This window comes from Streptomyces sp. NPDC096040 (assembly GCF_040303265.1).
Taxonomy (GTDB): Bacteria; Actinomycetota; Actinomycetes; order Streptomycetales; family Streptomycetaceae; genus Streptomyces.
The window spans coordinates 46,537-71,206 of sequence record NZ_JBEOTA010000015.1; the positions used below are offsets into that span (position 1 = coordinate 46,537).

The 24,670-nt window shown below is 69.3% G+C and carries 26 protein-coding genes, 2 tRNA genes and 1 pseudogene; 11 read left to right on the top strand and 18 right to left on the bottom strand.

Annotation, left to right across the window (positions count from 1 at the left end; genetic code table 11):
- Window positions 1-4 precede the first annotated feature (4 nt).
- Together ABTY98_RS21525 and ABTY98_RS21530 are read right to left on the bottom strand one after the other, a co-directional pair.
- Complete coding sequence (locus ABTY98_RS21525; protein WP_352222529.1) at window positions 5-646, bottom strand: ATP-binding protein; 642 nt, start codon at window positions 644-646, stop codon at window positions 5-7.
- Between the two features lie 184 nt (window positions 647-830).
- Window positions 831-1,682 carry a glycerophosphodiester phosphodiesterase gene (locus ABTY98_RS21530; protein ID WP_352222530.1) on the bottom strand — a complete coding sequence of 284 codons (852 nt, stop codon included), beginning with the start codon at window positions 1,680-1,682 and terminating at the stop codon, window positions 831-833.
- A gap of 257 nt (window positions 1,683-1,939) precedes the next feature.
- Between ABTY98_RS21530 and ABTY98_RS21535 the strand changes: the two genes are divergently transcribed.
- Both ABTY98_RS21535 and ABTY98_RS21540 read left to right on the top strand, forming a co-directional pair.
- The gene (locus tag ABTY98_RS21535; RefSeq protein WP_352222531.1) at window positions 1,940-3,445 is read left to right on the top strand and encodes a S1C family serine protease; all 1,506 of its coding nucleotides are present in this window, start codon (window positions 1,940-1,942) and stop codon (window positions 3,443-3,445) included.
- A gap of 60 nt (window positions 3,446-3,505) precedes the next feature.
- Window positions 3,506-3,590: transfer RNA gene (locus tag ABTY98_RS21540), tRNA-Ser, on the top strand.
- Window positions 3,591-3,727: 137 nt separating this feature from the next.
- Here the strand turns inward: ABTY98_RS21540 and ABTY98_RS21545 are convergent.
- From ABTY98_RS21545 to ABTY98_RS21605, 13 genes are all read right to left on the bottom strand, one after another.
- Window positions 3,728-5,143 (bottom strand): tyrosine-type recombinase/integrase, encoded by a 1,416-nt coding sequence (locus ABTY98_RS21545; RefSeq protein ID WP_352222532.1) that lies wholly within the window; start codon window positions 5,141-5,143, stop codon window positions 3,728-3,730.
- A gap of 60 nt (window positions 5,144-5,203) precedes the next feature.
- Entirely contained in the window at window positions 5,204-5,392 is a 189-nt protein-coding gene (locus ABTY98_RS21550; protein WP_352222533.1) for a helix-turn-helix transcriptional regulator, read from the bottom strand.
- A gap of 449 nt (window positions 5,393-5,841) precedes the next feature.
- Window positions 5,842-7,317, bottom strand: a complete 1,476-nt coding sequence (locus ABTY98_RS21555; protein ID WP_352222534.1) for an AICE element replication initiation protein — start codon at window positions 7,315-7,317, stop codon at window positions 5,842-5,844.
- 2 nt (window positions 7,318-7,319) lie between these two features.
- Window positions 7,320-8,144 (bottom strand): bifunctional DNA primase/polymerase, encoded by an 825-nt coding sequence (locus ABTY98_RS21560; protein ID WP_352222535.1) that lies wholly within the window; start codon window positions 8,142-8,144, stop codon window positions 7,320-7,322.
- On the bottom strand, window positions 8,141-8,944 hold the full coding sequence (locus ABTY98_RS21565) for a deazapurine DNA modification protein DpdA family protein (protein WP_352222536.1): 804 nt from the start codon (window positions 8,942-8,944) through the stop codon (window positions 8,141-8,143). Before ABTY98_RS21565 ends, ABTY98_RS21560 begins: the two co-directional genes overlap by 4 nt.
- A 166-nt stretch (window positions 8,945-9,110) precedes the next feature.
- Window positions 9,111-9,632 carry a hypothetical protein gene (locus tag ABTY98_RS21570; protein ID WP_352222537.1) on the bottom strand — a complete coding sequence of 174 codons (522 nt, stop codon included), beginning with the start codon at window positions 9,630-9,632 and terminating at the stop codon, window positions 9,111-9,113.
- 190 nt (window positions 9,633-9,822) lie between these two features.
- Window positions 9,823-11,904, bottom strand: coding sequence for a hypothetical protein (locus ABTY98_RS21575; protein WP_352222538.1), 2,082 nt, complete (start codon window positions 11,902-11,904; stop codon window positions 9,823-9,825).
- A gap of 1 nt (window position 11,905) precedes the next feature.
- Entirely contained in the window at window positions 11,906-12,925 is a 1,020-nt protein-coding gene (locus ABTY98_RS21580) for a hypothetical protein (RefSeq protein ID WP_352222539.1), read from the bottom strand.
- A gap of 942 nt (window positions 12,926-13,867) precedes the next feature.
- Window positions 13,868-14,866 (bottom strand): hypothetical protein, encoded by a 999-nt coding sequence (locus tag ABTY98_RS21585; protein WP_352222540.1) that lies wholly within the window; start codon window positions 14,864-14,866, stop codon window positions 13,868-13,870.
- 16 nt (window positions 14,867-14,882) lie between these two features.
- Complete coding sequence (locus ABTY98_RS21590; RefSeq protein WP_352222541.1) at window positions 14,883-15,251, bottom strand: RRQRL motif-containing zinc-binding protein; 369 nt, start codon at window positions 15,249-15,251, stop codon at window positions 14,883-14,885.
- Window positions 15,251-15,580 (bottom strand): hypothetical protein, encoded by a 330-nt coding sequence (locus ABTY98_RS21595; RefSeq protein WP_352222542.1) that lies wholly within the window; start codon window positions 15,578-15,580, stop codon window positions 15,251-15,253. The genes ABTY98_RS21590 and ABTY98_RS21595 overlap by 1 nt, the downstream gene beginning before the upstream one ends.
- Window positions 15,577-15,870 (bottom strand): hypothetical protein, encoded by a 294-nt coding sequence (locus ABTY98_RS21600; RefSeq protein ID WP_352222543.1) that lies wholly within the window; start codon window positions 15,868-15,870, stop codon window positions 15,577-15,579. The genes ABTY98_RS21595 and ABTY98_RS21600 overlap by 4 nt, the downstream gene beginning before the upstream one ends.
- 166 nt (window positions 15,871-16,036) lie before the next feature.
- A complete protein-coding gene (locus tag ABTY98_RS21605) occupies window positions 16,037-16,231 on the bottom strand; it encodes a hypothetical protein (protein WP_352222544.1) in 195 nt (64 codons plus the stop codon).
- Between the two features lie 707 nt (window positions 16,232-16,938).
- Here ABTY98_RS21605 and ABTY98_RS21610 point away from each other — a divergent pair.
- The 3 genes from ABTY98_RS21610 to ABTY98_RS21620 all read left to right on the top strand — a co-directional run bounded on the left by ABTY98_RS21610 (window position 16,939) and on the right by ABTY98_RS21620 (window position 19,248).
- Window positions 16,939-17,322: a GntR family transcriptional regulator gene (locus ABTY98_RS21610; RefSeq protein ID WP_352222545.1), complete on the top strand. Its 384-nt coding sequence runs from the start codon at window positions 16,939-16,941 to the stop codon at window positions 17,320-17,322.
- Window positions 17,323-17,475: 153 nt separating this feature from the next.
- Window positions 17,476-18,261 carry an aminotransferase class IV family protein gene (locus tag ABTY98_RS21615; protein WP_352222546.1) on the top strand — a complete coding sequence of 262 codons (786 nt, stop codon included), beginning with the start codon at window positions 17,476-17,478 and terminating at the stop codon, window positions 18,259-18,261.
- A 48-nt stretch (window positions 18,262-18,309) separates the two neighbouring features.
- Window positions 18,310-19,248, top strand: coding sequence for an SUMF1/EgtB/PvdO family nonheme iron enzyme (locus ABTY98_RS21620; RefSeq protein ID WP_352222547.1), 939 nt, complete (start codon window positions 18,310-18,312; stop codon window positions 19,246-19,248).
- A gap of 28 nt (window positions 19,249-19,276) precedes the next feature.
- Here the strand turns inward: ABTY98_RS21620 and ABTY98_RS21625 are convergent, their stop codons facing one another.
- Window positions 19,277-19,921: a TRADD-N-associated membrane domain-containing protein gene (locus tag ABTY98_RS21625; protein ID WP_352222548.1), complete on the bottom strand. Its 645-nt coding sequence runs from the start codon at window positions 19,919-19,921 to the stop codon at window positions 19,277-19,279.
- Window positions 19,922-20,136: 215 nt separating this feature from the next.
- On the opposite strand from ABTY98_RS21625, the gene ABTY98_RS21630 reads away from it, so the two are divergent.
- A tRNA-Ser gene (locus tag ABTY98_RS21630) sits at window positions 20,137-20,257 on the top strand.
- Window positions 20,258-20,435: 178 nt separating this feature from the next.
- Here the strand turns inward: ABTY98_RS21630 and ABTY98_RS21635 are convergent.
- Window positions 20,436-20,561, bottom strand: a pseudogene (locus ABTY98_RS21635) (GntR family transcriptional regulator); the annotation flags it as partial.
- 253 nt (window positions 20,562-20,814) lie between these two features.
- On the opposite strand from ABTY98_RS21635, the gene ABTY98_RS21640 reads away from it, so the two are divergent.
- From ABTY98_RS21640 to ABTY98_RS21655, 4 genes are all read left to right on the top strand, one after another.
- Window positions 20,815-21,048 (top strand): DUF8825 domain-containing protein, encoded by a 234-nt coding sequence (locus ABTY98_RS21640; protein ID WP_352222549.1) that lies wholly within the window; start codon window positions 20,815-20,817, stop codon window positions 21,046-21,048.
- A 44-nt stretch (window positions 21,049-21,092) separates the two neighbouring features.
- Window positions 21,093-21,323 (top strand): hypothetical protein, encoded by a 231-nt coding sequence (locus ABTY98_RS21645; protein ID WP_352222550.1) that lies wholly within the window; start codon window positions 21,093-21,095, stop codon window positions 21,321-21,323.
- Between the two features lies 1 nt (window position 21,324).
- The gene (locus tag ABTY98_RS21650; protein ID WP_502994301.1) at window positions 21,325-21,510 is read left to right on the top strand and encodes a zinc-binding dehydrogenase; all 186 of its coding nucleotides are present in this window, start codon (window positions 21,325-21,327) and stop codon (window positions 21,508-21,510) included.
- A gap of 394 nt (window positions 21,511-21,904) precedes the next feature.
- Window positions 21,905-22,783 carry a GNAT family N-acetyltransferase gene (locus ABTY98_RS21655; protein WP_352222551.1) on the top strand — a complete coding sequence of 293 codons (879 nt, stop codon included), beginning with the start codon at window positions 21,905-21,907 and terminating at the stop codon, window positions 22,781-22,783.
- 109 nt (window positions 22,784-22,892) lie between these two features.
- Here ABTY98_RS21655 and ABTY98_RS21660 read toward each other — a convergent pair whose 3' ends face one another.
- Complete coding sequence (locus tag ABTY98_RS21660) at window positions 22,893-23,780, bottom strand: bifunctional DNA primase/polymerase (RefSeq protein WP_352222552.1); 888 nt, start codon at window positions 23,778-23,780, stop codon at window positions 22,893-22,895.
- A 358-nt stretch (window positions 23,781-24,138) separates the two neighbouring features.
- On the opposite strand from ABTY98_RS21660, the gene ABTY98_RS21665 reads away from it, so the two are divergent.
- Complete coding sequence (locus ABTY98_RS21665; RefSeq protein ID WP_352222553.1) at window positions 24,139-24,456, top strand: hypothetical protein; 318 nt, start codon at window positions 24,139-24,141, stop codon at window positions 24,454-24,456.
- Window positions 24,457-24,670: the final 214 nt, after the last annotated feature.

Sequence of the window (24,670 nt, forward strand, 5' to 3'; positions counted from 1 at the left end):
CGGCTCAGTCCAGGTCGTCGAACGCGTCGGCGAAGTCCAGACCGGCCATCTCCGGTGCCGCGGGTGCCGTGACGCGCGTAGCGAAGGCGTCGCGGCGGCCCGTGCCATCCGGATCACTCACGTCCTTGTGCACCACGACCCAGACCGTCACCTCGCCCCGGGCGTCGTCCCGGACCCCCCAGTCGTCCGCCAGGGCCGTGATGATGTTCAGCCCGCGGCCGCCGTGCGCCGTGACCGACGGGGTCATCGGAGCCGGGCGGGTCGGTCCGCCGCCGTCCGTCACCTCGACTATCAGGCGGCCGCGCGTGTCCACCTGCCAGGCGGCCCGGACGTCGCCGTCGCCGGCCAGCGCGTCGTCCCCCAAGGGACGCCCGTGTTTGCACGCATTGCTCAAAAGTTCGGAAAGGATAAGTACGGCATCGTCGATGACCGATTCCGATATGCCACCGGTGCGCAACTGATCGCGCATACGGTGCCTCGCCTTCCCCACGCCCGCAGGGCCATGGGGTACGGCCATGCTCGACGACGTGGGCACCTCCCGTGCCACCACCAACGCCACCCCCGAGACCTCCTTTGCCCCACGCCACGGTGTGGATGCCCCATTGGCCTGAACCGGAAACCGGCCAATGAATGTCCGGTGACGCATTCGCAACGAACGAATACCTACCGAACGCGCCGGAGCACACCCTGTGACGGGTTCGTCGCCATATCCCCCAGGTATGGCTTCGTGTGGCTGGATTTCGATGGTGTGGCCGATAGGTGAGGATGGTGTGAGTGAGCTGTCGGGTCAAGGGGTGCGGGGTTTCCTTACGCGACTCTTTATCTGAGCCTCACTCAGCAGAACGGTTCCCGGTTCCCCGTCCCAGCCGCTGCAGCACCGCTCCCGGCCGGTTGGTGATGATCGCGTCGATACCGAGGTCCAGGCACAGATCCACGTCCTCCGGGTCGTTCACCGTCCACACGTGCACCTGGTGGCCGTTCCGCTTCAGCCGCTCGATGTACCCGGGGTGGTTGCGCACGATCCGGATCGAGGGGCCCGCGATCCGCACCCCGGCCGGCAGCCGCCCGTCGCGCAGCCGGGGCGAGAGGAACTGGAGCAGATAGACCGTCGGCAGCGTCGGCGAGGCCGCCCGCACCCGGTGCAGCGACCGCGCGGAGAAGCTCATGACCCGCACCTGTGACTCGGCCGCCGTGGCCGGAGCGTCCAGGCCGAACCGCTTCAGCAGGTGCATCAGCCGCTCCTCGACCTGCCCCGCCCACCGCGTGGGGTGCTTGGTCTCGATCGCCAGCTCCACCCGCCGCCCGGCGTCCGCGACCAGCTCCAGCAACCGCTCCAGCGTGAGTACGGAGGTGTCCGCGCGGTCCTCCGGCCGGAACTCCCAGTCGGGCTCCTCGTCCCGCCCCCGCCAGGCCGGGCCCTTCTTCCACGAACCGAAGTCCAGGGCGGCCAGCTCCGCGAGCTCCAGGGCCGAGACCGCCCCGCGCCCGTTGGACGTACGGTTGACGCGTCGGTCGTGGACACAGACCAGGTGGCCGTCCGCGGTCAGCCGTACGTCGCACTCCAGGGCGTCGGCGCCGTCCTCGATGGCCTTCTTGTAGGCGGCGAGGGTGTGCTCGGGGGCGTCCTCGGAGGCCCCGCGGTGTGCGACGACCTGGATGCGATGCTGTGGTGCGTGGGTCACCGCGACATGGTGCCACCGTGCGGGCGGGCGTGGGGGTATCCCCGATGCCAGCAAAGGGAACTTTTGTCGGACAGGCCCTATATAAAGGTTGTCGGTGTACCCACAGCCACCGCTTATGGTGCTCTGACGGCCTGTGGGAAAAGCTGACGGCATACAAAAGCACATGCACAGCTGATTCGCGCCGGACCGACAGCAAGCGTGAAAGAGCGTGACCGAGTGCGACCGAGAAGAAAAGCCGTGGACCGAGGAGAGAAGCTGTGAGCACCGAGAACGAGGGCAACCCGGTACCCCCGGCCCCGTCCGCACCTCCCGTGCCGCCGACGTCTCCCACTGCTTCGCCGCAGGCAGCCGCGTCCGACGGCGGGGAAGCGCCGAGCACCCCGATCGCCCCGACCCCGCCGGCGGCGCCCCAGGGCGCGCCCGCGGGCGACCCTTACGCGCCCCCGCCGCTGGCCCCCGAGGCTTCCTGGCCGCCGCCGCCCCCCGCGACCCCTTCCTACGCGGACGCGGGTGCGGGTGCGGCTGGCGGGGCGGCTGGCGGGGCCGGGGCCGGCTGGGGCGCGCCGTACGACCAGCAGCACCAGCAGTACCCACAGCACCAGGCGTTCCAGCAGCCGCAGCACGCGCCGAAGAAGGGCAGCGGGCGTGGCGGTCTGATCGCCGCCGTCCTGGTGGCCGCACTGGTCGCGGGCGGTCTCGGCGGCGGCCTCGGCTACACCCTGGCCAAGAACAACGACGACACCGGCTCGACGACCGTATCCGCCTCCGCCGACGGCGGCGCCACCCAGGTCAAGCGCGCTGCTGGCACCATCGCGGCGGTCGCCAACAAGGCGCTGCCCAGCACGGTCACCATCGAGGCCGAGTCGACCAGCGGCGAGGGCGGCACCGGCACCGGGTTCGTCTTCGACACCCAGGGCCACATCGTGACCAACAACCACGTGGTCGCGGACGCCCTCGACGGCGGCAAGCTGACCGCGACCTTCCCGGACGGCAAGAAGTACAACGCAGAGGTCGTCGGCCACGCGCAGGGCTACGACGTCGCCGTCATCAAGCTCAAGAACCCGCCGTCGGACCTCAAGCCGCTCGCCCTGGGCAACTCCGACAACGTGGCGGTCGGCGACGAGACGATCGCTATCGGTGCTCCCTTCGGCCTGTCCAACACCGTCACCACGGGCATCATCAGCGCCAAGAACCGCCCGGTCGCCTCCAGCGACGGCAGCTCCACCAGCAAGGCGTCCTACATGAGCGCCCTGCAGACCGACGCCTCCATCAACCCGGGGAACTCCGGCGGCCCGCTGCTGGACTCCTCCGGTGCGGTGATCGGCATCAACTCCGCGATCCAGTCCGCCTCCAGTGGCGGCCTGGGCAGCACCGGGCAGTCGGGCTCGATCGGCCTGGGCTTCGCCATCCCGATCAACCAGGCCAAGTACGTGGCCCAGCAGCTGATCAAGACCGGCAAGCCGGTCTACGCGAAGATCGGCGCGTCGGTGTCCCTGGAGGACAGCAGCGCCGGCGCGCAGATCACCGACTCCGGCTCGGGCGGCGCCGCCGCGGTCGAGTCGGGCGGCCCCGCCGACAAGGCCGGCCTCAAGTCCGGTGATGTCATCACCAAGCTCGACGACTCGGTGATCGACAGCGGCCCGACCCTGATCGGCGAGATCTGGACCCACAAGCCCGGCGACAAGGTCCAGGTCACCTACAAGCGAGGCGGCACGGAACACACGGTCGAAATGACCCTGGGCTCCCGCGTGGGCGACAACTGACCCGCACACGCGCGTGCGGACCGGTTACTCTGTTCCCCGCGCCGATCTCGGTCGGCGCGGGGTGGGTTGCCCGAGCGGCCTAAGGGAACGGTCTTGAAAACCGTCGTGGCGCGAGTCACCGTGGGTTCAAATCCCACACCCACCGCACGCAGGTCAGCATAGGCGCTGGTCAGAAGGGGTGCCCCGGCTTCCGGAGTACCCCTTTCGCGTGCCTCTTGTCTCACTCCTTCTCGCCGGTATCCCACCTTTGACCAGTGCGTATGGGCCATCTGTGGGCCAGGATCACGGCGCCTCTCCCTCGTCGAGCGCGCGGGAGATCAGGTCGTTGGAGTGCTTCTGACCGCCCTTGAGGATCTTCGCGTAAAAGCGGTACAGCACCGCGATGCTGTGGCCGGCACGCGCGGCGACCTCCGCCGGATCCACCCCCGACTTGATCCAGAGGGATACTCCCGCGTGCCGGAGGGAGTACGGCACTGCGGCAAGGTCCGACTTCACCTCACGGGGGGAGAGGACCGCCTTCCGCGCTCTCTCCCAGAGGTCGCAGTACTCGGTGGAGGGGACGCGCCCGCCCCGCGAGGCCCGGAACAGTCGGCCGTCGTCGGCCGTGCCGTAGCGCTCGATGTGCTGACGAAGGAGGTGCACGAGAACGGGCGGAATGGGCACGGTCCGTGTCGCTCCCTGCTTACGTCGCTTGAGCCCCCGCTTTTCGTACGACGTGCCCTCATCCGTCCAGCCGCCGCCGACTTCCGGGCGGCTCTCCCCGAGCAGGAGTTCGCCCCACTCCTGAACGGCGTCGGGCGAGTTAGGCGGCAAGGTGCAGTCGGATTTGGTGAGCGCGACGATTTCACCAGGGCGCATGGCGGCGTAGTAGAGGCATCCGAAGAACGCGTGGAGGTGCTGACCGCGGGGGCCAGAGTCGCGGACTGCCCCGAGCAGGGCTCGCGCCAACCGTGGGTCCGGCACGTACCGGAAGTCGATTTCGTCGTCACTCTCGGGCGGGGTCCAGTCCACTCGCGGGAGAGGGTTGGAGGCGAGGAGGCCCTTCTCCTCGACCGTGTAGCGAAGGACGTTGCTCAGCACCATGCGCTTCCGTCGGACGGTGTTCTCCGCGGCTTTCCCACCGTCCAGACGGAGGGAGAGGGCTTCAAGGGCGGGACGGAGGAGGGCGGGGTCCTCCAAGTCCTTGACTTTGATGGAGCGGGCGGCGACCCATTCCAGCGCGGTAAGGATCTCCGCCGGTGGTTCCTCGACTACGTGGCGCGGGACCCAAGTGCCGTCCGGTCCTCGAACTGCGCGAAATGCCCACTGGTAGAGCGCATCACGCAGCACTGAGGGGCGGGGCGCCCCCCGCTTGTTCATGACGAGCGAGGGTGTCACGACCGCGAGGGATTCCGCGATGCTCGCCCTGTGCTTGGCGGCGGCGCGCGGCCACTTCATGAGTACGTACTCCGTCACGTGCTCGTACCACGACGGAGAGGTCAGAGCCATCAACTCACGTGCGGGCAGGCCCGTTTCCTCGTCGAACTGCTGCTGATCCCGCAGGGCCGCCATCAACTCGGCCCGGCGCCCATCTGCCTGCGGCTTCAGCTTGAAACTGCGGGAGTGGGGTCGCTCGCCAACCCTCCAGCGCAGTTCCCACGGCTTGGGACGGCCGGCGCGCTTGCGGATGGACCAGATATCGACGTCATACGTGAGCATGTCTCTCCAGACGTGACGAGGGGCCCGCGCTCAGCGCGGGCCCCGGCGAAGCGGTTTGATCTACGCAGCGTGCTGCTCGCAGCGCTCCCACCAGGCATCAAGGTCGGCGCGGCTGACGCGGACTTGGCCGTTGGGGAGCTTGCGGAGGCGGGGGGCTTGGCCGCGGGCGCGCATGCGGTAGAAGGCGGCGCGGCTCATGCCGATCTCTTCGAGGACTTCGGGGAGCTTGAGTATCTGAGGGCGTGCCACAGTCGACTCCTTCGAGGCTCTGGTCATGGGGGGCTGGCACCTGTCCGAGGTTCGGATTTCTGCGTCACAGCGTCACCTGCGTCATCCAGGCTTCTGACCTGGGGGAATCCGTGACACAGCACGGCGGGGGTGCGTCACTGCCGCGTCACCTGCGTCACGGTGGCGTGACGCAGGTGACGCACGATGACGCAGACGGATCGGCTCTGCGTCACGCTCTTTCCGGCTGGTCAGGGGCCGTTTTCCGTTGCGTGTGACGCAGGTGACGCAGCGTTCCCCTACTTAGGAAAGAGAGGGGGGTGGTGTCTGTTGTTGTGCGCGGCTTAGAACGCGAAGAAGGAGCCGCTGCGCGGCACGTCCTTCGGGCGGTGCTGCGCACCGAACAGCAAGAGGAGCACCCAGCGCCGCGTCGCCCCGGGTGCTCTTCTTGCTGTTGTGCGGTGACCTCGCGTTCAGAACGCGGCCTCCTGTTGCGGCCCGGGTGCCGGCGCGGGTTCGGTGAGCTCGATGTAACGGGCCTCGCGGGTGCGTCCCCAGTCCACGACCAGGCCGCGGGCAGCGAGGGTGGGCTGAAGGCGCTTGAGCCGGTCGGAGAGGACCTTGCCGGTGGTCGGCCACCCCTTGGGCAGAGGGCGGCAGTCTTCGCCGCTGTAGAGCCGGGTGAGGAGGTGCAGCCACTCCGCGGACGTCATCCGCTCCTGTGCCCCGGGTTGCATGTCGGCCGCGTACTGGAGCACGGTCTGCGCGAGCAGGTCCCCCTCGATGACGTCGTCGTTGAGGTCGTCCAGCCCGGCCCGGTAGGCCGCCAGCGCCCCGAGGCCCATCGCCGCGTCGAGCTGCGCGCACAGGTGGGCGAAGTCCGCCATCCGCAGGTCCGTCGGCGTTTCAGCGGTGGCGGCGCGGACCTTGACGGTCAGGTCCAGCAGGGAGCCGAGCATGACGGGCAGGGCTTCGGCGTACTCCGCCCACAACTCCGCTTCGGTGCGCCGCACCTTCGGGCGTTCTAGGCGGAGCGGTAGGAGGCGTTCGGCGAGGTCGGGGCGGATGACGCCGACGTCGATCCCGGTCAGGAGCAGGGGGCGGCGGTAGCGGGCGCGGAAGACGTCTCCGTCGGTGAACAGGGCGCGTTTGACGCTCTCGGCTCCGGTGACGATGCAGCACATGGCGTCGGACAGGTCCGGGGTCATGTGGGAGAGGTTGTCCAGCGCCGTGACCCATCCTGCGGCCACGGCTGCGATCAGGTTGTCCTCGTCCTTCGGGGCGCGGCGGAGGTCCCCAGTCATGCCCTCGATGAGCCGGATCAGCATCCGCCCGCCGGTGGACTTCCCCGCGCCCTGGGGGCCGGTGAGGAAGGGGGCGGGGACAGGCACGGAGGGTTCCAGGCAACCGATCAGCCAGGCCATGGCCAGGCACTCGGTCTCGGCGTTGGCGAAGTTGCAGAGCCTGAACAGCAGGTCGATGCCCTTGCCGTTGGTGTCCTTGGCAGGCAGCGGCAGTTCGCCGGTGAGCTGGGTGCGCCGCCAGCACACCTCACTCGGGTCGGGGGTACGGATGTCCCAGCCGGTGGGGTGGATGCGGACCGACTGGCCGTCGTTGCGGCCCAGGTCCAACCAGGTGGCCCCGTCCAAGCCGGGAGCGACGCGGATGTGGACGGGCTGGACCTGCTCGGTGAGGGCGAGTGCTTCGATCAAGTCGAGTGCCTCCTTCATCGCGGTGCCGTTGAACGTGCCGAGTCCATCCTTGAACAGGCCGACCATGAGTTCTTGGCGGTGGCTTCCGGTGGTGCCCTGGGAGCGGATCGGGCGGGCCACGGGGTGGCCCTTGCGCTGTGCGTAGACGGTGCCGTCCGCGGTGCGGAAGTAGCGGAAGCGCTCTTGCGCGTAATCCGCGATGACCTTCCGGGCCGGGTTCTTGTCGTCGTCGTCCATGCTCAAAGCCCCAACGTGGTGCGTGCGTTGGTCCACGCGTCCGTGCAGTGCCGTGCGGTCTCGCCCTTGGCCTGAGCGGCGGTGAACAGGCGGGCGATGTGGTCCTCGGTGAGGCAGCCGCACCGGCCGTGCGTCGAGAGCACGGCCAGGAACGTCTGGTACACGGTCGTGTGCACGCCGCTGGACGTCTCGGTGATGCGCTGCTCCGCCATGGCGATCCCGCGTTCGAGGTAGGCGGGGGTGCGGTGGCGGCATTCCCCGCCCCCGACCGGCGCGGGAACCCTTACGGGTACGGGGGCTGCGGGCTTGGCTGCGGTGAGCGCGCGCACGACGTCGGGCAGCGCGGCAATGGTGCCGGTGCCGGATCCGAGCCAGCGGGCGTAGGCCATGGTCGATTTGATGTCCACGCCAGGCCGGACCGCGTTGGCAGACTGCATCCGACCGCGGTAGAGCCAGTGCTCGCCCCGAGTGGTGAGCGCGACCTGGGTACTCGGCAGGTTCTCGCGAGCCCACGCGATCGCGTCGGCGTTGTCCAGGTCCACGACCGTCAGGCCCGCCCCGCCCGGGTGATAGGCGACCGCCTCGGCTTGCCGCCATGCGCGGCGCCAGGGGCCGGAGGTGATGACGTCCGGATCGGTGGTGGCGGCGGCCCACGCGTGGCACGGGGCGGGGCAGGTGCATGGCCCTGGGATCTTCATGTTGGGCCGACCGCCGCATGCGTTGTTGACGCACCTACGGCAGTTGCCGAACGGGACCTTGCCCACCCGCAGGGGCAGGGGCGGAATGCCGCTCGCGGCGAGGTTCAGTGCGGTGGCCAGTGCGTTCATGCTGCGCTCCGGTCAGTCAGCAGCGTCTGACGGTGGGTGGGGATGGCGTCGATCACGCGGTGACGCCAGCGCAGGGCGTAGTCGATGCAGTTCGCGCAGTTCTTGTGCGGGTGGCCCGGCAGCGGCGGCCGGCGGCGGGCGTGCGCGCTCCAGGCAGCCGAGTCCGCGGAAGCCAGTAGGTGACCGACGCGTTCCAGGCCGAGGATTTTGAAGCCGAAGCCGTGCAGGTTGAAGCCGTGCGCGGCCATCGCGGTGACGATCGCCGCGCCCTGGCGAGTGGACTGCAACCGGCACACCGACCCCAGCCCGACGACCGGTTCGGCCCGCAGGTCGACACCGGCCCGCTCGTACAGTTCCACGCACCGCTCGTACGCGGGCACGCTGTCGCCTTGGATGACGGGGGCAATGCGCAGATCGGGGGCGAGCGAGCGCAGTTCCAGGAAGTTGTTGACGGTGCGGCGCTGGTGTTCTTCCACGCTGAGGTGGGTGCCGACGAAGTACAGTCCGCCGAACCAGCCGCCCTTGATGATGGCTTCCTCGCACATCCAGTCCTGTGGGGCCGCCCAGTCGTAGGGGCCGACGCATTCCCAGATGCGGCGCAGGTCACCGACGTACTGCCGGGGCGGGCGGGTCCAGGTGCCCTTGTCCTTGAGCTCCGAGAAGCCGCCGGAGTCGACCGCGTACGGGCCCAGGGCGGGGTAGAGCTTGGCGGCGGCCGCGAAGTGCTCGGACTTCAGGAACAGCGGCTTGTCGGTGAGCTTGATCCAGTGCCGTTTGTGGGTGGTCAGGTAGAACCGCATCGCGCCGGGAGCTCCCAGTGTGGGAGCCGAGGAAGCGGGCGGTAAGGCTCGCTCGGGGCTTGCGGGATGGGTCATGCTGGAGGTCTCCAGTTCCTTGATGAGTGACTGGCTGGACAAGGGCGGCCCCGCGTTCTTTGGCGAGAGGTAGGGGCCGCCCTTGGCGTCGTCAGCGGTGGAGTTCGTTGCGGTTGCGGGCGATGAGCCCGTACGCGGGGGCGGTGATCTGGTTGGTCTCCTGCCGGACGGGTCCGGCGTAGTGGTGGTGGGTTTCGGTGCGGGTGGCCTTGAAGGCTCGGAGGGCGGATCCGATGGCGGTGGCGACCGCGGCCACGGCGGCGATGGGCAGGGTGACGAACAGGACGCTGGTCAGGGTGACGGCGGCGAAGCCCTGGCAGGCGAGCCAGATCCCGCACCCGATGCCGATGCAGGTGGCGCCGACGCCGATACCGGCCACGGCGGTGCCCGCGGCCCACGCGGGCACGATTCGGTGGTCGGGTTGCGGGGTGGGCGGGGCGGTGCCGTAGGCGGGCACCGGGTCGGTGTCGCGGTAGCGGGTGGGCATCTGTGCGACGGGCCGGTACGCGTCGGCGATGATCCGGCGTGCTTCGGCGTTGGCCTCCTCGTCACTCATCCGCGCGTACGGGTTGAACGGGTCGGGGGTGCTCTCGGAGGGGGTGGTCGGGTGCACAACGGTGTCCCTTCAACCGGGATGACTGTCACGCTGGGTGATTGATCTAGTGGGGCGTACTGGGTAGTGGGTAGTGGGGTCCCCAGTGGGGGATGCCTGTTCAAAGCCCCTGCGCGCCCCAGTAGGGGCCTTTAGCGGGTAGTGGGGCGTTCCCCGCTACCCACTACTCGGTAGCGCTGTGTACGGGCGCTCAGGCGTGATCGGGGTGGACGTAGACCGAGTGCGGGCCGTTGTCGCGGTAGGCCAACTGGCCGCGTTCGACTGCGGCTTGCAGGGCGGCCCGCACGGTCTTGCGGTCCTTGCCGACCATCTCCGCGACCGCGGACGGCTTCATGCCCTCCGCCCCGGTGGCTTTGATCGCCTCCAGCGCAGTGGGCAGCCATCCCGGCCCCTGCTCGCCCCGCAGCGCGGACAGGTTCAGCCCGGCCGGCAGGTCCGGCCCGTCATCCTGCTGCGGGGTGTGCGGGTCGGGGGCGGTGGCGAACTGTGCGTCGATCTCCGCACGGAAGCGACGCAGCATCTCGTCCTCCGGCGATGCCGGGCCCTGCTCCTGCTCGCGCAGTGCGGACAGGTTCAGGCCCTGTCCGGGCCCATCGGGGGTGGAGCCGTCGTCCACGTCCGGGAGATCCCGCATCCACGCGGTGCGCTCGGCATCCCAGCGCCGGGCATAGGCGGCGCCTGCGGCCTTGGCGGAGACGTCGTCCAGGCGCGGGTGCCGGTCGGAGGTGGCGGCGATGATCTCGCGGATCTGGTTCGGCAGGATGCGCCACGCCTTGAACAGCGCGGCCGGGGACTCCGGGGTGCCCATGAACCCGGCGCCCTTGTAGGGAGCCTGCTCGACGCGCAGGCCGCGGCGGCCGGGGAACATCTTGCTCAGGTCCATGCCCTCGGTCTCGCCACCGGTCAGGGCGACACGCACCTTGCCCTCGCGGCGGATCATCAGGTTGCCCAGCACGCTGCCGGTCGCCCCGAGCGCGGTGAGCACGGTGCGCACGCCCATGGCGCGCAGCATCCGGATGACTTCCAGGATCTTCTTCGCGAGCTGCTTCATCTGCCGGTCGGTGCTGACCAGGATCTCCGCGCCCTCATCGATGACCAGCATGATCTGGGGAATCTTCGCGCTGATGGGCAGCAGGTCGGTGTTCGCCTTGGCGAGCAGGTCCTGATACGCCCTCTTGCGGTGCAGCCCGATGGCGAGCGCCGCATCGAGCATCAGCATGGCTTCCTCGTGGGAGGCAGCCAGCCAGTCGACGCCGGGGCGGACCGGCTTGCCGTCCGCGGTCTCGATCTCCCCGTTGAGCGCAGGCAGCACCCACGGCAGACCGGCAGATCCGGCGTTGAGGTCGATCACCCACGTGAGGACGTCATCGGCGCGGGCGAAGCTGGCCAGGATGTCGTGGACCATGTTCGTCTTGCCCGAACCGGTCGGCCCGACCACCAGCGCGCACTGCTCGCGCAGGTAGGCGCAGACGACCTCCCCGTTGGTACGCACCCCCCACGGCAGGCCGGTCAGGATCGACAGGCGCCCGTAGTCGTCGGGGTAGGGGCAGTCCTCCTTGAGGACGTTGACCGTGGTCACGTCCAGGATGGTGCGGCCCTGGTGGATACCGGGAGTGGCCGCGGCGGTGCAGCCGTGCGGCAGCTTGGCATCCGCGGACAGCGCCACGGAGTACTGCGCGATGCGGTCGTAGGTGATCCCGCCCTGCGGCTCCAGATCCAGCGAATAGCCGGTCCCGGTCGGCCACATCTCCACGGCGAGCACGCGCACGGTGATGTTGCAGATCCGCTGGATGCGCTCCACCCACTCCGCGGCAATCGCCCGGCGCTCCGCGGACAACTCCGCGGCGATCTGACGCTGTTCCGCGGCAATGGCCTCCTCTTCCCTCGCCTCTTCGTAGAGGTTGGTGGAGCGGGTGGCGGCGCCGATGCCGACGCCAATGGTGGCCAGCGAGCCGAGCGCGGCCCACGTCAGCGGCCCGTGGGTCATGGCCCATGTGGTCCAACCGGCGCCGATGAGCCAGGAGGCCGCTCGGGTGGCCAGGGTGCGGCCGGCGTTGCGCACGCGCAGCCCAGCCACGGTGTGTCCCAGGGCGCCCGCGGCGCCCACGGCCAGGGCCCATCCGGGCGGCATGGCGGTGGCGGCGCCGGTGGTGGCGATGGCGAAGGCTCCGGTGGTCGCGGACAGGGCGCCGGTCACGGGTCCGTGACCGGCGGTCCAGTCCAGCACCGGGCCACTGCTCTGCTGTTTCTTGGCGGTGGCGGTGGTGCTCATCTCAGACGTTCCAGCCCTTCTCGGCGTCGTGGCCGTTGCGGGGGTCCTCGTGACGGGCGATGTCCTGCTCATGCGCCTGCCGGAACAGCGGGCCCATGTCTTCGGCGACCGCGACGGCGCTCATCAGGGCGCCGAAGATGTCGTTGAAGCCGTCCGCGACCTCCTTCTCCAGCGGGAACTCGTTGTCGGAGCGCTCCGCGAGGATCTTCATCACGTTCGCCACCGACGTCAGGGCGGCGGGCAGTCCCTCGACCATGGCGAGGATCTCCATGGCGTTCTCGGGCTCGTAGGAGTTGGCCGCCTGCTCCATCTCCTCAGCGGCCTCTTCGAACCGGAATCCGGACACGTGCTCTCCTTCACTCACCTCGGGGATCGTGCAGGTGGGAACGTCGACGGCCGGGCGCTCGACCTGCTGGCCCAAGCCGTCCGTGCCGTCTTGTTCGGCCTCCGCGTCGGCGGCGGCCTCCTGCTCGTACAGGGTCTTGCGGGTGGTCTCGTCGCGCTCAGCGCGCTGTTCGCCAGCTGTTTGCACCATGCGCCGGTACAGGCGGCGGCCCGGGTGCATGAGGGCAGGGATGTTGAGCTTGCGGCCGATCCACGTGGACACGCAGCCCAGCAGCCCGACCGGCAGCGCGAGCAGGGCGGCGAGCAGACGCCGGCCGTGGAAACGGGCCGCGGACTTCCGCAACGCCTTGCGTGCCGCCTTACGGGCCGGAGCCTTACGGACCTGCGCACGCTGCGCGGCAACGGCGCGCCCGTTCTTCGTGTCGCGCTTGGCGCGCTGCTTGGCGATCGCCCCATCCCGAGCGGCGCGGGCCTTGCGGGCGGCGCCACCCAGCAGGCGGCCGGTCAGACCGGCGCGCTTGCCCAACTTGCTGTGGCCGGCCTGGGCTTTGGCGTTGCGGCGGGCATCGGCGACCGCGCGCCGCGCGTTGGTGGTCTGAGCTCGCTGCCCGGCACGCGAGCCTGCCGCAGCGCGCTGCGCGGCACGCAGCGCCTTGACCTGCCCGGCCCTGCCCACACCGCGGCCCGCCTGCGTGGGCGAGCTGTGACCGGTGCTGCCATGGCGGGCGGAAGTAGCGGTGTTACGGCGGTGCTGGCCGGGCACCCGGCCCGACCGGTCACCGGAGCGACCGGCACGCGAACCGCCCGAACGGCTCCCGGAGCTCCCGCGAGTGCCCGCTTTACTGCTCCGCAGACCGGCGCTGCGGGCAGCGGAACGGCCGGCAGCGCGCGCCGCGGCACGGCGAGCCTCCCGGCGAGCGTTGGGAGTGCGGGAGCGGGTGGCGGCGAACGTGCCGAGTACCACCATCCCGGTCGCGGCGACCACCGCAGCGATCGGCCCGCCGACCAGGGAAGCGGCGGCGATCGCACCCGCCGTGCTGTTCGCCCCAGACAGGGCGAGCGGGACGACTGGCCACCCACCGGGCGTGTGCTCCACCTCCTTCCCATCCTTCGCCGCGGCCGGCGGGCTTTCGGGCGGCGGGGGCGGTACGGTCGGGGCAGCCTCGACGGCTACCGGCTCAGTGCTGAGTTCCGTCATGCTGTGAGCACTCCTTTTGGGGAGTAGGGCACAGGCCCGGACGCGTGCTTTGGACGGCTTGGCGTCCGGGCCTGTGCGTGTAAGTAGGTGCTGGTCAGACGTCGTCCGCGCGGTCCTGCTCGCACGGGTCACACATCGGTACGCGCTAGTCCTCGTCGTTGACTTCCGCGGCGAACGGGTCCTGCCGGACGCTCACGTCCGGCCCGTCCTCGTTGCAGAATTCGCACTTCACGTGCCGCTCCTTGCTCGAATCGGGTGGTAGCCGGACCGGCTCACCGGGTCTGCGCCGGGTCTGCGAAGGTGCCGCTCGCGGGGCTCACCGGGTCTGCTTCACTGGTGCTCGACTGCTTCCGGCAGTCGCAACGGCGGCCAGCCCACTAGTCCTGGGCTGGCCGTCATTGGTGTGTGCCGGACGCTCGGTTACGGCTGTGCGTCCTCCGCGTCGATCAGCGCGGCGTACGCCTTGCGCACCCGCTCCTCCTTCGCGGAGAAACCTGCTGCGCGGTAGGCGGCCAGGGCCTTGCGGTAGGACAGCGGGGGGTTCTCCGAGTGGCGCAGCCACCGCAGGACGACCGTGAGCTGTTCCTCGGTCAGCGGCCCGCCCGGCTCCGGAGTCTCGACCCCCGCCACGGCCGCCACCCCGGCCAGCGCCGCCCAGTCGAGAGGGGTGTGTCCCGCACCGTGCGGGGCGGGGAGTTGCGGCGTCGGGGACACGGGGGCGACCTGCGGGGACACGGGGGACACACCCTCCTGTGTCCACCGGCCCAGCACCTGCGCCAGGTCGTCGTCCGAGAACAGCGCCGGGACCTCGGGCACGTCGTCGTCGACGGGGTGTTCGGAGGTGAGCTTGGCGAGTTCCTGGGCTGCTTCGTGGCGGACCTTCTGTGCCTTGCCGCGGGCCTTGCGCTCCTCGCGCTCCAGCACGGCCGCGGTGGTGTGCCGGTCTGCCTTGGCGCGGGTGACTGCGCGGCCGATGGCGACCTGGTCCCGGGTGGCGCTGCGGACCGCGTCGATCTGCTGCTGCGCTCCGGCAGAGATCCGGGTGGCCTCCCGTTCCACGGCCATGATGAGCGTGGCCTTGGCGGCGGCCGGGACGACCGCGCCGATGACGGCGACGGCCGGGGTGGCGTACATCAGGCCGTGCGTGAACAGCACGCCGACCGAGGTCACCAGGAACACCCAGCCGAGAACCGCGGGCAGGGTTCCCTTGGAGCCCTGGCGGCGGTGCGCGGTCTCCATGGCCAGGGCGTACAGCCATACCGCGTCGTAGATGCCGGCCACCGTCATGGCGAGCGCCGCAGGGGCCTGGCGGGAGAGGATCTCTCCCACGGCGTAGACGGTCCATCCGAGGGACATGCCGGTCAGTGCGACCGGCAGGCTCCAGTGAGCCGCGCGCCGTAGTACGTGCTTGGCTTTCATGTTCTTCACTCCGTTTCTACTGGTCGTCGGGGTAGGCGCAGGGGACGCAGACCCCCAGGGAGGCGGGGATGACGTATCCGGCGTCGGTGCGGCACTTCGGGCAGGTCCGGCGGGCGCGCATCGCGCACTCCAGCGCGCGGCGCCTGGCCGGCGTCATCGGCCGGACCGGCAGGGCCTTGTCGAGCCGGTACAGGTAGGCGACCAGCGGCCCGCGCCGGTAGCGCGGGCGCAGGATCTGCCCGGCCACCGGCTGACCACCCGGGCGCAGCCCGCGGGCCCGTAACTGCCGTCTGGTCGCCAGTCCGTCCGGGGCGTAGCGCCAGGGGTAGGTGGGGATGCCGTGCCGGGCGCCGTTGGGGTCGAAGCACTTGCCCCACGCGGCCATCAGGCCGCGGTCCCGACCGGGGCGGGGGAGGGTAAGTCGCCGTAGCCGGTCAGCTCCAGCACGGCGCCCTCGTAGTCGATGGACGCTTCCAGCACCCGAGTGCGGCCCCCGCCCTGCTCGCGGTAGGCGACGTCGTCCGGGGCGATGCCCAGCGCGTCCCGCCAGGTCTCGAAGTCGGCCAGGTCCTCGTGGAACCTCAGCCGCAACCGGTCCGGGAACACGGTCGACACGTCGACGTCCGGCGCGGGCAGGTGCCCGAAGTCTGCGGCGAGCAGGCGCAGCACCCGCAGCGGCACGGCCAGGCCATCCAGCGTCAGGTTCTGACTCATGCCGCGGCCCCCCGGCGTACCGGACGGCGGCGGGCGGGGCGGGGCAGCGGGACCACGTTGAAAAGCTCCGGGTGGTCGTCGACGACCTGCGCGGCCAGCCGGATCAGGTCGTCCGGCCCGCTCGCGAACTCGGGGTCGGTCAGGATGTCGCGGGCCGCGTCCAGACGCGCCGCACGCTCCACCTCGCTCTCACCCTCCACTCCGAGCCAGAGTTCGACGGGCGTACCGAGGGCGAGTTCGAGGAAATCCTGTGGACTGTCGGCCCGGTGGCCAGACACGAAAGAACGCATGGGAGCTCCCAGCTCGAAGGGAAGGAAGAGGCCAGGGACCGCAGAACAGGCGGCCCGGCGCAGGCGGTCACCACCGCGAGCGCGGCGGGCCACAGTGCCCCGGGCCGGATCCGATCCGGCGCCCTTCACGGCGTAGTTGCCGGGGCTGTAGAGGAGGTGGTGGGTGTTACCGGGGCTGCTCGGTCAGGTGAGCCGCGTCCTCGTAGGCGGTGCGGATCTCCTGCTGCTGCCAGGCCAACTCCGCCGCGACCGGAGCAGGGTCCTGTCGGCCGAGGTCAGCGGCCCACGCGTCTGCGCGGGCCTCCATGTGCCAGGCCGCCGGATCGGTCGCCATCAGCACGCCCCCGCGTACGTGGTGCATGCGGCCGGGTAGGGGTGCGGGCGAGGGGGACGAATGGGAAGCGGCGGCTTCGTCTTCTCGTGCTCGGAGTCGGCTATCAACGGTCGCCCCGGGCGCGGGCGTTGTCCTGGCTCTGCTTGTTCGCGGCGGCGTTCTTACGGGACAGTTCGTCCCGCTCCGCGTCTGTCAGACTGGTGATCACAGGTGCCTCCACTCAGGTGCCTGTACCGGTCCCTCGGGTGGCACCCCGGGGGACCGCTTGGTGCCGGGTCATCCGGCTCCCCCCGCCCCGCCCGTACAGCCGACGCATCAGGTGCGGGCCGGACGGGCGAGGAGAGGCAACCGGCCGCAGCCTTTGAGCTGCGAAAGGGTTGATTGCGCTGTACCGCGCACGGGACAGAACCCGTACGCGCCCGCCCCCTTGTAGAGGCGAGGCGGGATTTCCTCAGGACCCATCGACCACCCGTGTTCAGGTGGCTGGGTCCGCACGCTGTTGAGTTCTCAAGACGCCAGGGGCGCCACAGTCGCTCCTCGGCGAGCGCGGTAGCCCGGGTCGGGGCTCCCGTCCTCACGGGACTCGCCAAGCGCTTTAGTGCAGGTCAAGGAGCTTCGAGGCTAAGCGACCTAGGTCGCTCGCCATCGATGAGAAAGCTACCTAGGTCGCTTGTGGGTCGTCAAGGGCTTACGCGATCTGGGTTCAAGCGACCTAGGTCAAGTACGCTTCCCGAGTGGACTCACAGCCGAAGCGGAAGCCCAACGCCCGCGAAATCGCCGCCAGGCTCAGAGACGAGATCGCCGACGGGACGTTCGGCCCTGGTGACCGTCTTCCTGGTGGCCGCATCTACGCCAAGAAACTTGGCGTCTCCCTGATGACCGTGCAGAACGCCTACGCGCAACTCCAGGAAGAAGGGTTGGTCGAAGGCCGCACGGGGAGCGGCACCTACGTCCGCGAGCCCGCCCCCGGCGAGCAGGCGCCCCGTGAGGCCGCACAGCGCCTGACCGAGCTGCAAGCCGAGGTCGCGCGCGTCTCGACCGAACTGGCCGGTCTTGCTGAGCGCGTCAAACAGCTTGAAGCGGTCGTGGGTCCTGTCAAGGAGGAGCCTGGCGCTTAGCGTCTCTCGGGGTGTGTCCGCCATCATGCTCATAGCGTGTCCCGGCGAGCGCTCCGTGAGTACGTACTCTCGCCGCCCCCGCACCGAACTAATCCGAACTTTGGCTGCTTAGCCGGGTGTTGGTGGACCGTCAGGGGCTGTAAGACTGGTCCCATGGCAGAACTGAACGGGAAATCCGTCACCCTGGACGAACTCCAGAGCCTTGCCCTCACGAACTACGGCCACTTCACCTCCATGCGCATGGAGGACGGCACGATTCGTGGTCTGTCGCTTCACCTCGATCGCTTGGTACGGGACTGCCGCATCGTCTTCGGGGTGGAGTTGGACCGCGAACGGACGCTGAGCTACATCCGTAAGGCAGCGGAAGGCGTCACCGGGATTGCCGGTCTCCGAGTCACAGTCTTCGACCCTGGCATCGACATGGGGCGTCCCAGCGACGCCAAAGACCCGCACATTCTCGTGAACCTGCGGCCGGCGGGCGCCATGCCCCCGCCCCCGCTCACCGCCAAGTCCTTCACCTTCACCCGGGACAGTGCGGCGGTGAAGCACATCGGTCTTCACTCGCAGCTCCGGATTCGGCGCGAGGCACAGCTCGCCGGTTTCGACGATGCGGTGTTCATCGAACCGGACGGCCGCGTCTCTGAGGGCGGCACGTGGAACCTGGGCTTCGTCGACCAGGACGGGACTGTCATTTGGCCCGACGCCCCCGTCCTCCCCGGTACGACGATGCTCCTACTCCAGAGCTTGGACGCTCCCAAGCAGGTCACAGCACCGGTGCAGCTTGCCGACCTTCCCAACATGGCCGCCGCTTTTGCCACGAACACCACGATCGGCGTGCGCTCCGTCAGCGCGATTGACGACGTGCAGTTCCCACAGGATCACCCGGTGCTCGAAGCGCTGCGCGTCGGCTACACCGGAATTCCCGGCGACCGACTGTAAGCGCGATCCACTGCCCCTTGGGGCGGCGATTCACGACAGAGGTAGCCCATGCCACTCGTTACGAAATGGACCGGCCGCGAAGTCAAGGCGCTGCGTGAAGCCGTACGGATGAGCCTCATGGAGTTTGCCGAGAAACTCGGGGTGTCCGACCGCATCGTGTCGCGGTGGGAAGCGGACGGCGAGCGAGCCACCCTGCGCATGGTGAACCAGGCGGCTTTGGACACCCTGCTCGCCAAGGCCGACCAGGATGCCCAGGGCCGCTTCGTCGGCATCCTCGCGGCGGATGATATACCGACCCAAGCGGTCATCGAGCCCGATGAAGACCAGACGAGCAGTGGCGAGTACGTGAAGCATCCCGGAGACGGAAAGCTCATGGCGCGCGTGCCCGAAGGCATCTTCTTATCTGGAGAGGACGACGAACCGGTGTGGGTGGATGAATTCCACATCGACACCTTCCCGACCACGAACGCCGACTACGCGCGGTTCTGTGCGGCCACTCGACACCCGGTGCCCGAGCACTGGGAGAACGGTCGTTGTCCGCGCGAGCTGTACGACCACCCCGTTGTCCACGTGACGTGGCGAGACGCGAATGCCTACGCGACGTGGGCGGGGAAGTCACTGCCCACAGCAGAGCAGTGGGAGAAGGCGGCGCGCGGAACCTCCGGCCGCACGTTCCCATGGGGCGACCAGAAGACTGCCGCGAAGTGCAACGTCAGAGAGACCGGAGTGGAGCGTACGACCTCCGTATCGCGGTATCACAGCGGTGTCTCGCCGTACGGGGTCTACGACATGGTGGGCAACGTGTGGGAATGGCTTGCCACGCTGACCGAGCCCGGGCGGTACGAACTTCGGGGGAGCGCCTTCACGAGTCCTCTGTTCCGGGGAGTGCCGGCCATTCCCAACGACGCCGACGACACGATGCATGACGACGACACAGGCTTCCGCTGCGTGGCGACGCCGGAGCAGATGAGGCCCGGCAAGGGCTGATGATAGGGGAGGTTGGGGCGGCAGGCTTTCAGCGCTCCGTGACCTCTTCCGGTGCTGGTCGGGCGCCCTCGGGTGAGGGCGTGCCGATCTCCGGCAGCGTCGCCCCCGACAATTTCATGATTAGACCGGCCTGCAGTCGTGTCCTTACCTCAGGGTCCGCCACATCCGCAAGCAGTGCGATCGCTTGATCGCCGGACCGCTCGGCGCGCATGTCGGCGCGAAGAGAATCGGTCTGATCGGCCATATGCTTCAGAGCTATATCGGCTCGCCGATGCACCAACTGGCCGATGACAGTGGAGACAATACCGGCACAGCTCGTCACGATCGAGGCAAACATCTCTCCGGTGGTCTCCGCCCGCACTATCGCCAGAACGACGCCGAATAGAATCACCATTACGCCGACGGCAGAGATCACCTGGCTGGAGTAGAAACTACGTCGGGTCTGCGTCAGCGCGTACGAGTAGTACTCGATCAAAACGGCCGCGAACTGATCATTACGGTCAGTGGCAGCCAACCGGGCATCCCCGGTGTCTGACACACCCGTATCGGGCACGATGTTGCCGGGTTCACCGTCGAGACGGCTGAAGGTGACTTCACCGGTCAGCAGCCTCTGCAGGCGCACGGCGCTAGCCGAGCGTTGGCGTTCGAAGGCGCGATCCTGGAGCTTGAACAAGATTCCGATCACTGGCAGCAAAACAGCAGACGCGACAGCCCCGACTACCCACGCGACTGGACTGTCGGCAAACAACATGTAGCCCCCCGAGCATCACCACATCGAACACTGGGGGCGATTCTAACGAGATCGTGCCCCGCCCAGACGCAACTCATGGCGCACCAGTGTTTGTACCGTTGATCCGATGTTCTGTGGGCCATCTGTGGGCCAGTGCCAGGGCAGGAGCTCAAGAATGGTGCTGTTGGGCAGGTCAGAAGGTGTTTCGATGGTGACAGCCCGGCGGTCTTGAAAACCGTCGTGGCAGTGATGTCACCGTGGGTTCAAATCCCACACCCACCGCGTGACATTGGCGGCCCCTGACCAGGTAAGACGGTCGGGGGCCGTTGCCGTGCCCGCTGCCCGCCGGACACCGCCGTCCCCCCGGTTTCCCGCCCTGTCGGGCACGGCTGGGGCATGGCCTGGGGGCTTGGGGATGGCCTGAGGGGGCTGTCGCCCACCGGTTGATGGGGATCTCGCTGGCCTGCCGGGGCTCGGGCTGCTCCACGGCGTGGCTGACGGTGATCCCGATGACGGCCATGCGGTTCACGACGCCTGTCCCGGCGTGCGGGCCTCCCTCTGGGAGGACGACAAGGGGGCCGGCAAGTTCCCCTCGGGCTCGTTCCAGTGCACCGGCGGTAACAGCTCCAACCACGGCGGCGTCCTGCTCCCCGATGCCCTCCGCTGGTTGTGGCGATCCGACGAGGCTGAGCGCCGTCAGGTGTTGATCAACGGCCCTGAGCACCAGGGCGGCCAACTGAGGTACTCAAGGGCAACTGAAGTGCTGGATTACCGGCATGTCGCCGAACCGGTGTCCGCGCTGGCCTAAAAAATCGAACACATGCTTGAATTTGGTCATGCGACCGTTTCCCGACGACCTAGCCCAGGCGCAGCAGGAGTGGCGGGCCACCTACCGGCAGCTCGCCGAGCGGCCGGGCCGTACCGAGCTGCGTCGGCGTCTGTACCGGCTGTCGGTTCAGCTGTTCTTCCATCCCCACTGGCAGCAACGGCGCCCAAGTCCTGCGGCGTGGTGGGAACTCCGGGACCTCGGACGGTCAGACGTAGACGTGAGTGGGCGGCTTCGCCGATGACGGGCTGGAATGCGGGGCCGCATGTCCCGGATGATCCTGAAGGCATGTCCGGCCCGATTCGCGTGATCGTCCACCCGCCGTCGCCGTCGGGTGGCCGGCGCGTACGCGTCGATGGCGAGATCCTCGGCCTGGCCCACAATGTGGCCGACGTCGCCGAGTTCCTCCGCCGAGCTGGGCTGGAGATCGACTCGACGGAGGTGGCGGAGTCACCGTGGATCGAGTGGCGTGGAGTGGGGCCGGAGCACTGGGGCCCGGAGACCAGCGGCTGTGGCTGATGTGGGATCTCCTCGGTCGTGTCCTACGGCGCTGCCGCGGCCTGCGGTTTCAGACGTCTTCGACCTGGTGCGGCAGGGCGTCCTGGTCCCCGACATCGGGGGTCGCTACCCGCTCAAGGACGCCGCCCAGGCCCACCGCGACATCGAGTCCCGGACGACCAGCGGCAAGCTCCTGCTGTACCCGTAACACACGCTGTCCGATCCCCGTGTGAGGCCGGACATCAATACGTCGCCCCTGTCCATGACTTCGGTCCGGCTCAGTGCCCTGAGGTGGGTATCGGCGATCAAGCCGATGGAACCGCCGACCATGTTCGATCTCCCAGAACCGCACCGTCGCGGCAGCGGACACTGAGGGTGACGTCTGGGTCTGACGCGTTCGAAAGAGTGAGCAGGCTGACCAGCCCCGTCTCAGGTTCGTGGCCGATTGCCCACCGGGTGGCCGCCGGTCGTGAGAGTTGGCCACGGAATCTGAGATCCCACTTCTGATGCTGCTCGGGGCTCCTGCGGAGGTCTGGCATGCCCCGAACCCCTTACGCATGGGGGGGCTGGACGGGGGTCTTCGGCTTGGGAAGGCTTCGGGCATGCGCTCAGCTGACTGGTACTTGACCGAAGACGTCGACGAGTTCCTTGCCCGGGCCGGGGACTTCTTGCGTTCGCGTCCCGTCCTGCACACCTCGCCGTTGTCGGTGATGGAGAAACTGCGCGCCCTCGGGACGGCCGGGTTCGGCGGCCGGGTCCCCGTGCTCGGCCGGCTGGAGCGGGCGGGTGAGGTCGGTGCCCTGTTCTACCGCTTTCCGCCCGGCGGCCTGACGGTCTCCTCTCTCACGCCCGAGCAGGCCGACACCCTCGCCGCCCACCTGGTCGCCCTCGGGCACTCCCTGCCCTCCGTCAGCGCGGACCACGACACCGCCACCGCGTTCGCCGAGGCCTGGCAGCGGCACACCGGTGCGACGCCGACACTCCGGGTTCGGATGCACCTGTACCGGCTCGGCACGCTCACCCCGCCGGAGCCGTTCCCCTCGGGGCAGGGCCGGCTCATGGGCGAGCGGGACCATGAGCACCTCATGCGCTGGTGCCGCGAGTTCGCCGTGGACGTCGGGGAGGACGTCACCGTCGACGCCGACTCCTGGGCCGGCACCCGCTTCGCCGAGAAGCGCTACACCCTGTGGGAGACCCCGGACGGCACACCCGTCTCCATGGCGGGCGTGAACCCGATGGTCGCCGGCATGGTCCGGGTGGACCCCGTCTACACCCCGGCCCACCTGCGCGGTCGCGGCTACGCGGGCGCCGTGACCGCCGAGGTGAGCCGGGCAGCGCGCGCCGCGGGCGCCCGAGAGGTCGTGCTCTACACGAACGCGGCCAACCCCACCAGCAACGCCCTCTACCAACGCCTCGGATACGTCCGGGTCACGGACTGGGCGGTCTACGACTTCTCGTACACCGCCCCGGAAGCCGGTTAGGACGTGATCGGGACACGGCTCCGGGACCGCACCTGCTGTCCGGACAACGGCGGCGTCGCGCGGCTTTCGCTGTCCTCTTAGAGGGGCGGGCTCTGTCCGTGTTCGGTTTTCAGGGGCGGCGGCCGGTCATGCGGGCCGCTGACGCGATCGTCGCGCGGGCCTCACGTTCCGTCAGGCCTGTGTGGACCGCCGCGTCGATCAGCGGGGCCCGCAGGGCACGGCCGATGCCGTTCTCGTAGGCGCGGCAGGCTGCCCAGAACAGGCGGGTGTTGCGCTGGCCCTCGTGGGCGGCGAGGACGAACTGGACCAGGCCCTGGCCGCGGTTGCCGACCGAGGGATGGGTCGAGGGGTGGGGCGCTCGCGGGGGTGGGAGCAGGAGACGGAGGAGGGACGGCGGGCAGGGGGCCGGGACCAGGTGTTCGGTGCCGGGGGCGGTGGCGTAGACGCCGTGGTCGGTGCGGGAGCCGGGCCCGACCAGGTAGCCGCCCGCGCCCCGGATGTCGATGCCGGGGGCGAGCCGGCCGGCGGAGTTGGGGATCACGGCGTCCGGCGGTCCGGTCAGCCAGAGGTGGCGGCCGCCGCTCGGCGTGAGCACGACGACCGTGGGCGGGATGGTGAACAGGTGCCGCAGCGCCAGTTCGCGCAGTGCGGCGGTGGAGTCCGTACCGGACTTCACGTCGAGGTCGACGCCGATGAGGCGGTAGGGGGGCAGTCCGCAGGCGATGCCGTAGCCGGTCGCCCAGGGCGCCGCGGCGAACAGCTCGCGGATGCGGGCCGGGTCGGTGGTGGCGTCGTACACCCCGTGGCCGGGGCGGCCGCACTCACCGTGGCAGGGCGGTAGCGCCGGTTCCGGCTCGTCGGGGTTGGGGGATCGGTGCGGGGAGCGCAGGGCCGGGAGCTTGGTTCGGGACAGGGGGATGACGGCCAGGCCGCGCTCGGCGGCTGACAGGGCGTGTGCGAGGGCCAGCGTCGTGGCCTGCCGGTCGGTGGTGGCCATGGATCCATGTTCGTACGTACGTTCGAAAAAGGGAAGAGGGGGCCGGTGTGACACGCCGGGGGTGGCGGCTTGGCCGGAAAAGGTGCTGGATCGGTTCTCCCCTTGGGGTGCTTGAAGAGGGGATGTCCGGAGTGGTCATGACTGGGGCTGGAGTCGACCAAAGATGCCGAAAGGGGTTTATCGACTTGTCATCACGCTTGAGGGCGAATGAGGCCTTCCGGTCTGGTTCGCCGGGGATTCGGTGGGCAATTCTGATCTCGCGACGTCGATGACAACCACCGAGGCGGTCGGCCAACTGCCTTGGAAACAGCCTTACTTGACGTACTTCCGGCTTAGCCGGGCTCTGAGAGGAAACAACATGGCAAGCATCCGTACCGCCCGCGTCCTCGCCGCCGTCTCCGCCCTCCCGCTCGCCGCCGCTCTCTTCGTCGGTGTCGCCGCCGCGGGCAACGGTGCGATCGCGGACAACGGATCGAGCGCCAACGCCGGTGTGGCAGGCATCATCGGCAGCGGTGTCGGCCACGACAACAACGGCAACTCCTCCACCACGCAGCAGAACGCGGTGGGCAACGGCGCCTCGAACCAGAGCAACACCGCGCAGGTCAAGGGCTCCGCGTGGACGGCCATCCAGCAGGGCAACCGCAACGTCGCCGTCCACTTCACCGAGCTGTGGTAAGCCCCGCCTGAGACCTGGTGGGGTGTGCTCTGTGGGGATGAAGCGCGCCTGCGCGGCGGTACTCCGGTACCGCCGCGCAGGCGTTTTTCCTGCGCGCTGCTTCCCGGCAGTTCTCCGGTTCCGGTTCTCCGGTTCTCTGGTTCACCGTCTTGCGGTCCACCGCTTCTCGGCAGCTCTCCTTCCTCCGGCCTTCCTTCTTCCGGCTCTCCGCGCC

What these genes read in the sequence shown, in the direction of transcription:
- ABTY98_RS21525 (WP_352222529.1), bottom strand. Translation starts at nt 646, where the DNA reads ATGCGTCACCGGACATTCATTGGCCGGTTTCCGGTTCAGGCCAATGGG.
- ABTY98_RS21545 (WP_352222532.1), bottom strand. Translation starts at nt 5,143, where the DNA reads ATGCTCACGTATGACGTCGATATCTGGTCCATCCGCAAGCGCGCCGGC.
- ABTY98_RS21555 (WP_352222534.1), bottom strand. Translation starts at nt 7,317, where the DNA reads ATGGACGACGACGACAAGAACCCGGCCCGGAAGGTCATCGCGGATTAC.
- ABTY98_RS21560 (WP_352222535.1), bottom strand. Translation starts at nt 8,144, where the DNA reads ATGAACGCACTGGCCACCGCACTGAACCTCGCCGCGAGCGGCATTCCG.
- ABTY98_RS21565 (WP_352222536.1), bottom strand. Translation starts at nt 8,944, where the DNA reads ATGCGGTTCTACCTGACCACCCACAAACGGCACTGGATCAAGCTCACC.
- ABTY98_RS21575 (WP_352222538.1), bottom strand. Translation starts at nt 11,904, where the DNA reads ATGAGCACCACCGCCACCGCCAAGAAACAGCAGAGCAGTGGCCCGGTG.
- ABTY98_RS21585 (WP_352222540.1), bottom strand. Translation starts at nt 14,866, where the DNA reads ATGAAAGCCAAGCACGTACTACGGCGCGCGGCTCACTGGAGCCTGCCG.
- ABTY98_RS21590 (WP_352222541.1), bottom strand. Translation starts at nt 15,251, where the DNA reads ATGGCCGCGTGGGGCAAGTGCTTCGACCCCAACGGCGCCCGGCACGGC.
- ABTY98_RS21595 (WP_352222542.1), bottom strand. Translation starts at nt 15,580, where the DNA reads ATGAGTCAGAACCTGACGCTGGATGGCCTGGCCGTGCCGCTGCGGGTG.
- ABTY98_RS21600 (WP_352222543.1), bottom strand. Translation starts at nt 15,870, where the DNA reads ATGCGTTCTTTCGTGTCTGGCCACCGGGCCGACAGTCCACAGGATTTC.
- ABTY98_RS21605 (WP_352222544.1), bottom strand. Translation starts at nt 16,231, where the DNA reads ATGCACCACGTACGCGGGGGCGTGCTGATGGCGACCGATCCGGCGGCC.
- ABTY98_RS21615 (WP_352222546.1), top strand. Translation starts at nt 17,476, where the DNA reads ATGGCAGAACTGAACGGGAAATCCGTCACCCTGGACGAACTCCAGAGC.
- ABTY98_RS21620 (WP_352222547.1), top strand. Translation starts at nt 18,310, where the DNA reads ATGCCACTCGTTACGAAATGGACCGGCCGCGAAGTCAAGGCGCTGCGT.
- ABTY98_RS21640 (WP_352222549.1), top strand. Translation starts at nt 20,815, where the DNA reads ATGCGACCGTTTCCCGACGACCTAGCCCAGGCGCAGCAGGAGTGGCGG.
- ABTY98_RS21645 (WP_352222550.1), top strand. Translation starts at nt 21,093, where the DNA reads ATGTCCGGCCCGATTCGCGTGATCGTCCACCCGCCGTCGCCGTCGGGT.
- ABTY98_RS21655 (WP_352222551.1), top strand. Translation starts at nt 21,905, where the DNA reads ATGCGCTCAGCTGACTGGTACTTGACCGAAGACGTCGACGAGTTCCTT.
- ABTY98_RS21660 (WP_352222552.1), bottom strand. Translation starts at nt 23,780, where the DNA reads ATGGCCACCACCGACCGGCAGGCCACGACGCTGGCCCTCGCACACGCC.
- ABTY98_RS21665 (WP_352222553.1), top strand. Translation starts at nt 24,139, where the DNA reads ATGGCAAGCATCCGTACCGCCCGCGTCCTCGCCGCCGTCTCCGCCCTC.